We start from the raw sequence: 14,513 nt of genomic DNA, 5'->3' as shown, positions 1-14,513 counted from the left end.
TTGTTATTCTATACGATAATTTACCAAGAATTTTTGCTTAAAATCCAATTTTGAATTCCATCGGCTAAAGTAAATGCTAACTGTTTTTGTGCAGAACTGTTAGTAATCCATTCAAACTCCTCTGGATTAATCATAAAACCTAATTCTAATAATACTGTTGGGGATTGGTGAGGACGAGTTAAAGCCAAATTATTCCAAAAAATTCCTGCCGATTCTCGATTTAGCTGATTCGTTAAATAATTGTGCAGGTAAACGGCTAAATCCTGTGCTTGGGGATGATACCAAAATGTACTGATTCCCTTAGTTTTTTCAGCGTTTCCTCCGTCGGGTAGGGCGTTATAATGGATAGATATAGCGATAGTCGGATTTATGTTTTTAATCATTTTAGCGCGATCGCCCAGAGAAACAAAACTATCATCATTTCTCGTTAAGTAAACCCTTGCCCCTCTTTTTTCTAACTCTTGAGCCACTAATTTAGAAACGATTAAATTAACATCTTTTTCAGGATACCCTGTCGCCCCTAAAGCCCCTGATTCATCTCCACCATGACCCGGATCTAGTAAAATACTAGCACCATTCAAACTCTGAGCATTTTTTAGGTTAGGGCGATGATTGATGGTCAAAATTAAGTTATTACCCTCATAGCGTACATCATAACCCCACTGTTGAGGGGATTTAAAAGAAAAGATATAGTCAATTTGAGTAGGGGTTACTTGATACCAGTCGAGACGCTTAATTATAGGGTTATCATCAAAACGAATAGTATCAGTTTGGGCAACAATATTATACAAACTTAAGGTTAAAGAATCATCATCTTGCCTAATGCTGAGAGGCACTGCACTTTCTAAGGGAAAAATTATCTCTGTTTGAGTCTCTTTTACTTTAGAAGTAACACTGCGAATATAACTGAGGGGAAGGCTATTCGTCGGCAAAACTCTGGTTTCTTCTGCCTTAATCCAGCCACCATAATCAAGTCTTAACCACTCCCCTTCTTTTCCTGTTACTTTCGCTCTGACTCCTTTGGGTAAAGGTGTTAACCTTGAATAATTAGTACCAGCACCAGTCCTAGCAATACCTTGCTCTGCAATCACTTCCACTACTTGTAACTCTTGAGGATTAAGAATAGTTATCTTACCTTCTCCTTTTCTTTCTAAGGTTTTACCTTGATAATCCATAACAAAAATCGGATTTAAGTTGGAAACAGTATTACTAAATTGAAGGCATCCAGAAACTTTCTGCCAAGAATTGCCTACCGTGGAGATGGGGTTATTGTTGTCAATCAAAACTGAGGCGTTACTAGGTAGATTAACAGTATTTAAAGCAGGAGTTAGGGGTAAAGTATCCTGATTAAGTTTTACGGTGGTATTTGAGCCGAGGGGGGTAATGGCAGAGAAGCAGACATCTTCATTGGGTAGTTTACTTATATCTACTTGGGGATTTAATAAATTTGCGGAAAAGTTGTTAACTTCTTTTAAGTCAGGTTGATTATCAATCCTTGTAATTACTCGATTTAATTCTTCATTTCCATAACGAATTGTAATTTGATTTTTGCCCATTTTTAGGGGAATACTGGGAGCAAAATAACCGAGAGAGGAGCGATTTATAGATTTACCATTAATTATGACGTTACCAGAAGAAGGAGCAGAGCCAATAATAAAAATGGATTCTGCTGTTGTTTGATGGTTAACAGGGGGATAAACAATTTTTAAAGATTGAGATTGAGCAAAGCTAGATTCTGCAATTAAATTCAAGCTAATGGTGATTAAAAAACTTTTCCAAAAAATATTATTAGACATGGAGATTAATTATAAATAGTTTTAGTTCAGAGTTTAGAAAGAGGTGTTAGGTTTCAGGTTGCAGGTTGCAGGTTGCAGGTTATAGGTGATAGGGAAGCGTGTTAATTAAACACTTTTGCCTTTTGCCTCTTGGCCTTTGCCCTTTACATCTATTCACTAATTAATTTATCGGCTTTTTCTGGGGGTAGGGGATGGGAAAATAAATAACCTTGTCCCCACATACAACCCATTTCTCGGATGATTTCTAGCTGTTTTTCTGTTTCTATTCCTTCGATAATTACTTCTACTCCTAAATCGAAGGCTAGAGATAAAATTGCTTTAATCATTTTTGCTTTTTTTTGATTTGCTTCTATATTTGTAACAAAACAGCGATCGAGTTTTAAGCCGTTGATTGGTAATCTATGTAAATAGCTAAGACTGGAGTATCCTGTGCCAAAATCATCTATCCATAATTGTATATTGCGATCGACGATCGCATCTAGTATATACTGAGTTGATTGTTCTTGAAAAATAGGGGAACTTTCTGTTATTTCTAACTTTATATATTCGGGATTAACTTGGGTTTCTTTGAGAATATTATCAAGAGTGGGTAAAAATTTTTCACTATTTAATTCCTGACTGGATAAGTTAATACTAATAATGGGAATTGTTTTATAGTTATTTGAAGAATTTAAAATGTTATTTTGCCATTTATTTAACTGTTTACATCCTTCTTTTAATACCCATAAACCCATAGGAATAATTAAGCCTGTTTGTTCTGCTAAATTGATAAAATGAAAAGGTGTGACTATTCCTTTTTGAGGGTGATTCCATCTAATTAGACTTTCAAAGCCTTTTAATTGATTATTAGTTAAATTAATTATAGGTTGATAATAAAGGATAAATTCTTCTGCTTCTAAGCCTTGTCTAATTTCATTTTCTAATTGTAATTCTGCAAGAGCTTCATTGTGCATATCTCCTTGAAAAACTTGATAATAAGATCTTTTTTGGGATTTTGCTTTATATAAAGCTGTATCTGCATATTGTAAAATTTGAGGTGGGCTAAGACGGTTATATTGTTCTTTTTCTAAACTACTACTAAAAAAAATACCAATACTGATACCACAAAATAATTGATGTTTATTAATAACAAAAGGTGGTTTAAAAGCATTATTGATTTTCTCTGCTAAATTAATTACTTCTTTGATATTGTCAATTCCATCCCAGAGAATAGTAAATTCATCTCCTCCCAATCTAGCAACAATTTCTTTTTCTCCTAAACAGTTACGCAGTCTCTCACCAATGGCAACTAATAATAAATCTCCCACGCCATGGCCTAAACTATCATTAACGGCTTTGAAGCGATCGCAATCTAGGAATAAAATGCTAAACTGATATTCATCGGTGGAATCTTGTTTGAGTTTATCTAAACATTGAGTTAGTTTTTGCATAAATAAACTACGATTGGGTAATTGAGTTAGTTGATCATAAAATGCTTGACGATGGAGTTTTTCTTGCGCTAACTTATATTTGGTTATATCTTCTACAGTACCTTCATAGTAGAGTAAATCTCCTTTAACATTACGTACGGCTCTTGCATTTTCTGAAATCCAAATGGTTGTACCATCACTGCGATAAACTTCTGATTCAAAGTTGCTAATAACCTCATTTTCTTCTAATAGTTGAACAAATTGCTTACGGCGGTGGGGTTGTACATAAAGACGATTTTCTATATCATTGAGGTTTTTAATTAGTTGAATGGGAGTGTCATAACCATAAATTTTAGCTAAGGCTTTATTGGCAGAAAGATAATAACCATCAACGGTAGTTTGAAATATACCTTCTACTGCATTCTCAAAAAAGTTGCGATACCTGTCTTCTACTTGAGATAATAATTTTTCTGTGCAGGGGCGATCGCCTATATCGGTTATAATACCTTCAATGCCTAATAGTTGCCCTTGAGAATCAAAGATACCTTTTCCTTTTTCCCATAACCATTTAACTTGATTATCTTTGGTGAAAATACGATACTCGATACTATAAATAACTTTCTTATTCAAACTGTTTTTGATGGTTTCTAAAACTCCTTGTAAGTCTAAAGGATGAGTAATTTTGACAAGATTAATTTTGTCATTTTCCATCAACTCATTGGGGGTATAACCAGTTAAAGCCACACAACCCTGACTAATATAGTCTTTTCCCCATTGAGTATTATAACTGATACGAAAAAAGACTCCTAAACTAGAATCAACTATATTGGCTAATTGTTTTTGACTTTGACGTAATTGGGTTTCAATTTGCTTTTGTTTGAGAAAACTACCCAGTTGAGAAGTAATTGTTTCGAGAAAATTAATTAAATCGTAGTTGATAGATAAGGATTTATGGGTAAAAAAGACGAAAATAGCAATAATTTCATCTCCCACCATCACAGGAATACCTAAAGCGGTTTTTAAGCCCGATTGTTTGGCATAGTTTTTCCTCAAAAAATTAGAATCTCGATGTATATTTTGCCACCACATTGCCTTTTTTTCTGCCCAAACTTTCCCCGGTAAGCCTTCTTCAAAGTGAAAGCAAAAGTCATAACTATGTTGTTGAAAATCTGCCAAGGTTAAAGGGAAATTATCAAAATAAGGATTATCTTTGCGATACCATGCCACAGAATAGTTATAAACATTACCCTCAAAATTGGGTAGCCACACCTCGGCAAAATCCCATCGGGTAATCTGACATATTTCCTGTATCGTGTGCAATAATGCGGTTTCTAGGTTATTGGCAGTATTTATAACTTTTGTTAAACCAAAGAGAAAAGATTTTTCTTGTTCATTTCTCCTTTTACCTGTAATTTCTTGAATTATCCCGACTAAATATAATAATTCTCCTGTAGGGGCATAGATTCCTTTTCCTTTTTCCCACACCCATTTTATATCGCCATTAGCGCTAACGATTCTATATTCTAAATCAAAATGAGTACGAGATGCGATCGCGCTTTCGGTTTCTTCTCGAACAAAATTGCGATCGAGAGGATGAATTAAACTAGAATAAGATTTGGAGCTATTATTTAGTAAGTGTTGATCTTCATAACCTGTTAAATCCCAACAATTTTTGCTGATGTAATCCATTGTCCAATATTTATCATTACGACATTGATACACCACCACAGGTAAGTTACTAATTAAAGAAGATAGTTGAGAAAGACGAGTTGCACAGTCAATAATGGAATGGGTAGAAAGAGGGTGAAAAATAACAGCAATAACCTTTTCTGATTTCCAAGTAACCGTGCTAATAGATAAGTTATATAACTCAAACTCGTAACTATAACAAGAATTTAACTCTCCCGAAAAATAGTTATGATTCGTTAAAGGTTTTACTAAAAAACAATTTCCCTGTGAAAAACCTAAAATTTCTCGAATGGTATAAGGTTTAATATAGTCTTGTAAATGGGACTTTGATTTAGGTGTGACAAACTTCTCCTGAAAAAGATGATTTCCCGAAATTAACCCAAAATCATCTCTACGGAATAAAGCAATAGGTTTATCGATAGTTTCCCCATTAAGATTTATGTTATCCAGATTTCCAGTCAAATATATAGATTCATAAAGATTAGTCAAAGAATGATAGTTTTTCTCTTGTTTTTCTTTATTTTTAGAATCCATAAATTAACCCCGTTAAAAATTTAGTAATGCTTTACTTACATACAATCACACCCTAATCGCCTTAATTTTATGCTTTTTGTATCTCAGAAAAAGTAGTTATTGTATCGCATTTTTATTTTTTTATCATTTTAGCCCAAAATTATTCTCTAATTAGCGGTAACAGGTAATAGTAAACAAAAATACCGTTTCACTGCTTATTTTTCAAACTACCTTACTTTCAGCAAAATACTTTTAACCAACCCCATATAGGAATGAGAAATCAACCATTCTTTATTTTTCATTTTTCATTCTGCATTGTCATAGATGTAGGCTAATATTAGTTTATATTTATAGAGATTCACTTTTCAACATAAAAAAACTTGATTTTTATTACAGGGTAGAAGAATAATGATTTTGATGATCGGTTGGTTTGAATGGGCTGAATATTTAAGTATTGTATTAACTATTATAGGTTTATGTCTTAGCCTCACCATAGACAATCAGATTCTATTTATTATTGCCATTACCTTCACCCTAATTCTCAGTTTAATCAACCGTTTTCGCTCTGAAAATCGAACAAAGGCAAGAATTGCAGGGGCTTTAGGTTTACAAATGAGACGTTTTTCGGCAGAAGTTGCCGAGGTTAAAGAAACGATTGATGAATATATTGAGAAACAGAAAGCCGTTATAACTCCTCCTAAGTTAGCCAGTAATACCCCTAAATCTGATAATCAAATTATAGCCTCTTTACAAGATGATCTCGATAGTATCAATAAATCTGTTACTAGCATAATTGAGTATATTAAAGAACATAAATTAGAATTAAGATTAAAAACTTTAGAGCAGTTATATCAAGCCAATCAAAACATTAATAAAAGTCAAAATTTCCCTAATTCATCCATAAAATTACCTGACAAAAATGCTTTAACTAAAACAGTTAATTATGATTTAGAACCACCACCAAAAATTGCTTGGAAATGTATTCATATTATTAATGCCCATCAGCAATCGGTTACAGATTTAACAATTACAAAAGATAATAATTATTTGTTAACCACTTCATGGGATCAATATTTGCGATTATGGTCTTTAGAAACAGGAATTGAAGTTGATGGGGTCGAAATTTCTGAGCAAGGCGTTGTTGCTGTTTGCGTGAATGATCTTGATTATATAAACTATGGTATTGCTACGGGGGGATTAGATCAAGATGTCAAAATTTGGTCATTAAAAGGAGATAAAAATAAATCTTGGCGTTTATCATTAGAACACACTATGAGTCTTCATGAAGGTTCAATCAATGGTTTAGCCATTGCTAATGAGCAGAAAATCCTTTTAAGTGGTAGTTCAGATCAAACTTTAAAACAATGGGATTTAGAGACAGGAAGACTTTTATCTAGTAGTTTTGACGAGAGTGGCGCTATCGGTGCAGTGTCAGTTTGTGAAAAACATGAATATGTTGCGGTGGGGGGAGGCGATGGAGTTATTAGTCTATGGCAGTTGGCAGGGGAAAATAAATTAGGGGCATTAATTGGCAATATGTCTTCCTTAGATACGATCGCAATTGATAGTACAGGAGAATTAATAGCAGGAGGTTGTGCGGATGGTTCAATTAAAATTTGGCGTTTACCTACAACAACATTTAGTCTTTACCTAGAAATAGAACCTTTTTTAGAGTTAAAAGGACATCAAGGACAAGTGATGGATTTATGTTTTAGCCCTGATGATAAATTATTATACAGTGCAGGAACAGACGGTTTAATAAAAATTTGGCATCCTAGTAGCGCATCAGAATTAGGACACTTAAAAATAAGTGATGACAATCGTATTTTTTCCTTATCCTTAAGTAAAGATGGAACTATCTTGGCCGCTGGGGGAGTTGATGGAACTGTTAAAATTTGGCAACAATCGACTTTGTAAAAAAAGGGCAAGAGGCAAGGGTAAATCTTTAATGAAGATGAAATTGAATAAAATCAATCACTTTTTCTAATCCTTCTCCTGTTTTTAAATTAGTGAAAATAAAAGGTTTATCACCGCGCATTTTTTTAGAATCCCTCGTCATCACTTCTAAACTTGCACCAACATAGGGAGCTAAGTCAATTTTATTGATTACCAATAGGTCAGATTTTGTGATACCGGGTCCTCCTTTACGGGGTATTTTATCCCCTGCGGACACATCTATGACATAAATGGTCAAGTCCACTAACTCAGGGCTAAATGTCGCCGCTAGGTTGTCTCCGCCGCTTTCTACAAAGACAATATCTAAATCCTTAAAAGTTGTTTCCAATTCCTCGATCGCCTCTATATTAATGGAAGCATCCTCCCTAATAGCGGTATGAGGACATCCCCCCGTTTCTACTCCTTTAATTCTATCGGGAGTTAAGGACTGCGATCGCACCAAAAATTGAGCATCTTCTTGGGTATAAATATCGTTAGTGACGGCGGCGAGGGAGTATTTTTCCCGCATATTTTTGCATAAAGCGTCTAAAAGAGCCGTTTTGCCCGATCCAACAGGTCCTGCGATGCCGATTCTAAATGTCATTGCTTGATTTGTCTCTAAGTTGTTCGATGAGGGTAGGGAAAAAGGAAAAGGGAAAAGGGTTTTTGGAAATACTTAAATTATGGGATTGTTGACATTATTAATTTATAACTCCGAACCCCGAACTCCGAACTCCGAACTCCAATCATTCTTCATTTTCTCTATACCATTCAATGGTGCGTTTTAAACCTTCCCTGAGATTCATTTTAGCAGTAAAACCGAAGGTTTCTTTCGCTTTAGTGGTATCTAAACAACGGCGGGGTTGCCCATTGGGTTTGTCGGTTTCCCAGACTAATTCCCCGTCAAATTCCATCAATTCACAGATTAATTCCGTTAAATCCTTAATGGAAATCTCAAAATTCGTACCGAGGTTAATGGGTTCGCTACTATCGTACATCTGTGTACCCATAACAATCCCCCTTGCTGCATCATTGGAGTATAAAAACTCACGGGTAGGACTTCCATCCCCCCACACAGGAAGGGTGCGATCGCCTCTTTTTTGGGCTTCATGAACTTTACGAATTAGAGCAGGAATTACATGAGAGCTACGGGGATCGAAATTGTCTTCAGGACCATATAAATTAACAGGTAGAAGATAAATACCATTAAAACCATACTGATTGCGGTAGGCTTCCAACTGTACTAAAAGGGCTTTTTTCGCAATACCATAAGGCGCGTTAGTTTCCTCTGGGTAGCCATTCCAGATGTCTTCTTCTTTAAAGGGTACAGGAGTAAACTTAGGATAAGCACAAATCGTACCGACACAAGTAAATTTTTCTACCCCTGCTTGATAGGCCGCATGAATCAACTGTGTTCCCATCATCAAGTTATCATAAAACAATTCCGCAGGTTTTTCCCGATTTAAACCAATACCACCCACATGGGCGGCTAAATGGATGACAATATCTTGATTAGCAACCGCTTTTTGACAATTTTCCCACACCGTTAAATCACAATCGCGCGATCGAGGTACAGTAATATTATCGGGATTTGCCCCTGCATTAAGTAATTCGGCAACCACTTGTTTACCGAGAAAACCCGCACCGCCTGTCACAAGGATTCTTTTTGTACTTAAATCTAACATAACAATAAATAGTTAATACGTTAATAAAATTGAGATTTGTGTTGAGAATCAAGCTAAGTGATACTAAAACGGAGAATAATATCATCAAAGTCTCTATCTCCCCCTCCGTTTAAATCCTCAAAGCCAATGACGTTAGCACCGAAACTGGTGACATGATCAAGTTTGTCCGAATTTGCACTGGCAAAGGGAAAATAAATTTCTTCGCTCCCATTGCCAAAATCTCCCAAATCTACTTTTAGAAATGGTGCATACAATTCACCACCAAAGATGCTAAAAGCAAAACTTTTAGTTGTGAAATTTTCTGCAGCTAAAGTTGAGCCTGAAGTTGATAATCGGTTTGATTCAGATAAAGCAACCTCTGCGTAACCTGCTTGTGTTGGGTTAATTTCTGTACCCGTGAGAGGATCTAATACTGCCCCAGATTCATTTAAAATGCGATAAAACCCCATTTCACTATTAAAAGCCGCTTCACGACTATAAGAACCAGAAACAGTAAAAGATTCCCCTTGAGTTAACTCCCTAGCGTCAATAAAATTAATGGGAGTGGGAGATGTTAGCTCATCTGTCAAATCGGTGGCTAAATCCGTTGAGGCAGAAAATGAGGCATAAAAAACTTTACCATCAGGATCTAAATATTGATAAATTTCATAACCAGAGGCTAAATCTTTGACTGCCACCCCCATGTTTTCCCCAATGGGTTGACTTGTATAGGGATTACGCATAACTGCTCCATCAACTTCTACATAAGAAACATTGGAAACACGGTTAATATCATTATCAACATTGACCTGATGGGGTGTACTCGGAACAGTAAAAGGACCTTCAGGATTACTGCTTGGATTATTACCGGGGCCACCGGGATTGTAAACTACAGAATAATCTCCAGAGGAAGGAAGTTCAACAGTTTTGATTTGATTAATAGCTTCTTCATCCCCAGAAAGAATAATATCGTAGTAATTGTCGTGATCTTCAATGTACGTATTATCATAAGTGGGTTGTGCTAAAGATAAATCTGCTAACCCTTCCACTCGAATTGAACCAAATCCAGAAATTTCATAATAAATCCCTGTTTCTACAAGCTCAATTATATTACCTGAAGAATCTTCAGCTTTCACCAAGAAAAATTTTTGATAATCCGTTGGCAAAATACTAGCAATACCATCGGGGGAAAATCCAGCACTGGTATAAATACGAAGACGGAAAAGGGCTTGATCTCCATACAAGTCAGAACCGCTATTATTTTGATTAGTAACTAGCCAAAGGGGTGCACCTTCTCCTAAATCACTAAAACGATTTAACTTGGCCGTAACCATTTTAGGCCCATTACCCACAACATAGGGATTTTGGCTATCAACAGTTATACCTACTGCACTCATTAAACCATCTTCACCAATCATTTCTAATGGGGTTGAGTCTAACACCGTAGAAACGGATACAGGATAAATTGCTCCCTCTGTACCGGGAATTCCCCTATTGCCAAATTCTCCCGTAATTACCACTGTTTGCCGTTCATTATATTCTGCATTAGGCAAAAAAGAAGCAATAACCGGTGTCACCACCACACCATCGTTACGAGTGACCCGAAAATCTGTGGGATTAACGGTTGTTGGTAATAAAGGAAAACTAAAAACAACGGGAATATTATCTAATTTTTCAATATCAACGTCATAAGTTGATTGAACTGTATCAGTGCTAATGGCGGAAGTATAGGCCCGTTGATTCATGGTTGTATTGCCCCCCAAATCTTGCCAAGAAACGTTATTCGCAAAGGCAATATCTTGAGATGCTTGATCTGTTCCCGTCATGCCGGGTATTCCCATATAGCCCTCAAATCCATAATTGGCAGTGATAATTGTTCCTTCTGTACCAAAAAGATCCGCATTAAGCAAGATACTGGTATTAAGTGAGGAACTTTTCCCAGATGTGTTTAACCTATCGTTGGCGAGGTAGGCGATAAGTTGATCTGCTAGGGGGGTATATTCAATGGTCATAAGCTATTATGCTCAAATAATGTCAAGGAAATATAAATTTCGATCATCGAATAATCGATTTGTCTATTTTTGGATATGGTTAGTAAAAGACGAGGAATTAAGTAATTTTTTATGTCCTTATCTTCTTATTTTTTTATATCTTTCTAGTTAACACTAGGTCGCATATTATGACGAATATAGGCTTGATCTGGCACTTTTTCACCGTTACTGATACCTAAAGCTTCTAAGTCTGCATCTACCATCAAATTAACTAACTGAGGGAAGGTTAAAGATGGTTGCCAACCTAGTTTTTCCTTAGCTTTTGTGGGATCACCTATTAATAAATCTACCTCCGCCGGGCGTAAGTAGCGCTCATCAAATTCCACATAATCTTCCCACTTGAGGTTAACGTGAGAGAAAGCTAATTCTAAAAATTCTTTCACAGAGTGGGTTTCCCCCGTTGCTACCACATAATCATCTGGCTCATCTTGTTGTAACATTAACCACATAGCCTTAACGTAGTCTTTAGCATAACCCCAGTCTCTTTTTGAGTCTAAGTTACCTAAATACAATTTTTTCTGTTGCCCTGCCACAATACGTGCGATCGCCATTGTGATTTTGCGGGTAACAAAAGTTTCACCTCGGCGGGGACTTTCGTGGTTGAATAAAATTCCATTACAAGCGAAAATGTTATAGGATTCACGATGATTGATGGTTTGCCAATGAGCATAAACCTTACCACAAGCATAAGGACTACGAGGATAAAAAGGGGTAGTTTCTTTTTGGGGAATTTCCTGCACTTTCCCGAACATTTCCGATGAACCAGCCTGATAATAACGCACATCAATACCCGTACGCTGTTTATAATCCTTAATTGCCTCTAATAGCCTTAAAGTACCCATTGCTACACTATCAACGGTAAATTCAGGAGCGTCAAAACTAACCCTTACATGGGATTGTGCACCGAGATTATATACTTCGACGGGTTTAACTTCTTCGAGAATGCGTCTTAAGGTTGTACCATCGGTTAAATCTCCATAGTGTAGAAAAAAACGAGCATCTTCTTGATGGGGATCTTGATAAATGTGATCAATTCTATCAGTATTGAAGGTGGAAGTTCGTCTAATAATACCGTGAACCTCATAACCCTTTTCTAATAATAGTTCACTTAAATAAGAACCATCTTGCCCTGTAACACCAGTAATTAAAGCTATTTTTCTATTAGTCATAAAAAATTTCCTGAAAGTTTTTAAACCTGCTGATATTTGAAATAAACTCTTTCTTTTTTGCTCAGTTTACCCGAACTTATCTATATTTTTATCTTTTAAAGCAATAACTAAAAATTCTCATTCACTTAATAATTAAAATGTGAAACTTACTCAATAATACAGAAAATATAAACCGCACATCATAAATTTTTGATCATATTTTTTATTGGCTACGGTTTATGTAAATTCCATGAGGGCATTTGTCTAAATATCCATGATCCCTGATAATATATGTCAGTGTTCAACAGGTTTTGTCATGACTTTTTCACTTCTTATCAGTTTTGGCTTGATTCTCTTTGCCTATTTTTTGGGTTCTATTCCCACTGGTTATTTAGTGGCTTTGGTTTTAAAAGGCATTGATATTAGGGAATATGGCTCAGGTTCTACAGGAGCAACAAATGTATTAAGAACCGTAGGAAAAGGGGCGGCACTGACGGTGTTATTAATAGATATGTTAAAGGGAGTTTTGGCAGTCGCCAGTGTAAAATTATTTTTCATTTATGGTGGCGGGGAAATATTACCGATACAATGGCAGGATTGGTTAATTGCGATCGCATCTTTATTAGCTGTTTTAGGTCATAGTAAATCTATTTGGTTAAAATTTTCTGGGGGTAAATCCGCCGCCATTAGCTTGGGAATTTTACTCACTATGAATCCCTTTTTGGGATTAGGTACTTTAGGAGTGTTTGTAATTGTATTGTCTATATCAAAAATTGTTTCTCTTAGTTCTATCAGTGCTGCGATCGCAGTTAATATATTAATGTGGCTTTTACAACCTACTGCCCCTTATATTGTTTTCGCTATCATTGCCGCTAGTTACGTTATTATTAGACATCGCAGTAACATCGATCGTATCTTATCAGGAAAAGAACCTCGTATCGGACAAACTGCATAATTCAATCAGCAATCAAAAAAAGGGTAAGAGGCAAGAAGCAAAGGTAAATATTATTAAGGTGAGTAATAACTCCTAACTCATTACTCATTACTCCCCAATGCCCTAATACCCCAAGCCCCAATTTCCCCCTCTTATCTCCGTTTCGCCGAAAAACAATCTATTTATTGACATTTTTCAGATAACTAATATCCGTATTTGTGCCAAAACTACTTAAAACTCTTGCGGCTTCGTCATAAGTAACCTCTTTTTGAGGTTGAAACAAAATAATATAACCAAAGGCTTTTCTTGTGTTGGCGGATTCACCATTTTGCCAATCTAAGTATAATGCAGACCAAGCCCAAGGATCTATTTTACTTAAATCTTGAAATCCCCATGTTTCCTTTAAAGCATCTAAAGTAACATTAGGCAATTTTTCTCGGAAATCTAAAGGCACTTTCCAAGTAATCAAATTTTCCCTTGTTAATGGTTTATCTGGATTAAAACTGGTAAATTCTCCTTGTTTTAATAGGGGAGAGGGTATTAAACCTGCTTCGGCTAATCCTTGTATCATGGCAAAATCTGGATCTGAAACTGGTACATCACTAAAAATAGGTTTACTATTGGGATTAGCTTCACGAATTAGTTTACCGTTAACATCTTGAAAAAGAAGATTATTAGTTTGCACCAACCAACGGGCATATTCTCGGCGAGAAATAGTCTCATAGGGGTTTATCGCTTCTGAGTTGGAAATAATACCTAATCTGACTAATTCCTGTAGGGGTGAGGTTAAATCCTGACTAACAGTATTTTCTGTAGAAGTATTTAAAGAGTTATTATTGCTACTTTCTGAATTACTATAAGTTAAAGACAACTCTGTGTCACTACCTTGAGGAGTAAGGATAAGACTTAAGGTTAGATTATCCCCTTGATGGGTTGCATCAATTGAGTTTTCTTGGGATTTGGTTATTTGCCAGTTATTTGCTGATAACTCTTGTTGGTAATAATTTACTATTAAATTTAAGGGGTCAGGCGATCGCCATTTAATGGTTTGTTGGTTAACATTAATTAGAGTGGATGGTTCGTAAATAGGAATAATTTGGGGAAAGTTAGATGGAAGGTTAATCTTATCACGATTTTTTTCTGGATTATCGGCTAATGTCGAATTATTGGTCTTATTAGGATTATTATCTCCATCAGTAGTATTAGCGGTATTATTTGTACTCAATTGAGAATCAGGGGCAAAACGAGATTCTAAAGCCTGATTACCGCTACATCCTGCCAAAATAATTAATAGAGGAAGAAAGTATAAAATTCGAGCCATTACCTAATTTATCTGAATCAACATTATCACTATTCTATAGCTTTCTAATATTA

General features: G+C 35.7%; 9 protein-coding genes. 2 read left to right on the top strand and 7 right to left on the bottom strand.

Translation table 11 applies throughout. The features are described 5' to 3' along the window. Positions 1-20: 20 nt before the first annotated feature. Positions 21-1,796 (bottom strand): N-acetylmuramoyl-L-alanine amidase, encoded by a 1,776-nt coding sequence (locus Dongsha4_RS00490; RefSeq protein WP_330203848.1) that lies wholly within the window; start codon positions 1,794-1,796, stop codon positions 21-23. Between the two features lie 149 nt (positions 1,797-1,945). Then, positions 1,946-5,428: a bifunctional diguanylate cyclase/phosphodiesterase gene (locus tag Dongsha4_RS00485; protein ID WP_330203847.1), complete on the bottom strand. Its 3,483-nt coding sequence runs from the start codon at positions 5,426-5,428 to the stop codon at positions 1,946-1,948. Between the two features lie 387 nt (positions 5,429-5,815). Here Dongsha4_RS00485 and Dongsha4_RS00480 point away from each other — a divergent pair, with 387 nt between their 5' ends. Next, on the top strand, positions 5,816-7,324 hold the full coding sequence (locus tag Dongsha4_RS00480; RefSeq protein WP_330203846.1) for a WD40 repeat domain-containing protein: 1,509 nt from the start codon (positions 5,816-5,818) through the stop codon (positions 7,322-7,324). 28 nt (positions 7,325-7,352) lie between these two features. Here Dongsha4_RS00480 and ureG read toward each other — a convergent pair whose 3' ends face one another. The 4 genes from ureG to gmd all read right to left on the bottom strand — a co-directional run bounded on the left by ureG (position 7,353) and on the right by gmd (position 12,226). Then, positions 7,353-7,946 (bottom strand): urease accessory protein UreG, encoded by a 594-nt coding sequence (gene ureG / locus Dongsha4_RS00475; RefSeq protein WP_330203845.1) that lies wholly within the window; start codon positions 7,944-7,946, stop codon positions 7,353-7,355. A gap of 142 nt (positions 7,947-8,088) precedes the next feature. Beyond that, complete coding sequence (locus Dongsha4_RS00470; protein ID WP_330203844.1) at positions 8,089-9,027, bottom strand: GDP-L-fucose synthase; 939 nt, start codon at positions 9,025-9,027, stop codon at positions 8,089-8,091. A 53-nt stretch (positions 9,028-9,080) separates the two neighbouring features. After that, on the bottom strand, positions 9,081-11,018 hold the full coding sequence (locus Dongsha4_RS00465; protein ID WP_330203843.1) for a DUF4114 domain-containing protein: 1,938 nt from the start codon (positions 11,016-11,018) through the stop codon (positions 9,081-9,083). Between the two features lie 143 nt (positions 11,019-11,161). Next, on the bottom strand, positions 11,162-12,226 hold the full coding sequence (gene gmd / locus Dongsha4_RS00460) for a GDP-mannose 4,6-dehydratase (protein WP_330203842.1): 1,065 nt from the start codon (positions 12,224-12,226) through the stop codon (positions 11,162-11,164). Between the two features lie 295 nt (positions 12,227-12,521). Between gmd and plsY the strand changes: the two genes are divergently transcribed. Further along, entirely contained in the window at positions 12,522-13,160 is a 639-nt protein-coding gene (plsY, locus tag Dongsha4_RS00455; protein WP_330203841.1) for a glycerol-3-phosphate 1-O-acyltransferase PlsY, read from the top strand. A gap of 157 nt (positions 13,161-13,317) precedes the next feature. On the opposite strand, the gene Dongsha4_RS00450 is transcribed toward plsY, so the two are convergent. Beyond that, positions 13,318-14,460 carry an S-layer protein gene (locus tag Dongsha4_RS00450; protein WP_330203840.1) on the bottom strand — a complete coding sequence of 381 codons (1,143 nt, stop codon included), beginning with the start codon at positions 14,458-14,460 and terminating at the stop codon, positions 13,318-13,320. Positions 14,461-14,513: the final 53 nt, after the last annotated feature.

This window comes from Cyanobacterium sp. Dongsha4 (assembly GCF_036345015.1).
In the GTDB taxonomy this organism is placed as follows: domain Bacteria; phylum Cyanobacteriota; class Cyanobacteriia; order Cyanobacteriales; family Cyanobacteriaceae; genus PCC-10605.
Note: the sequence above shows the minus strand (reverse complement) of the source record. Positions and strands in the feature narration are given on the sequence as shown.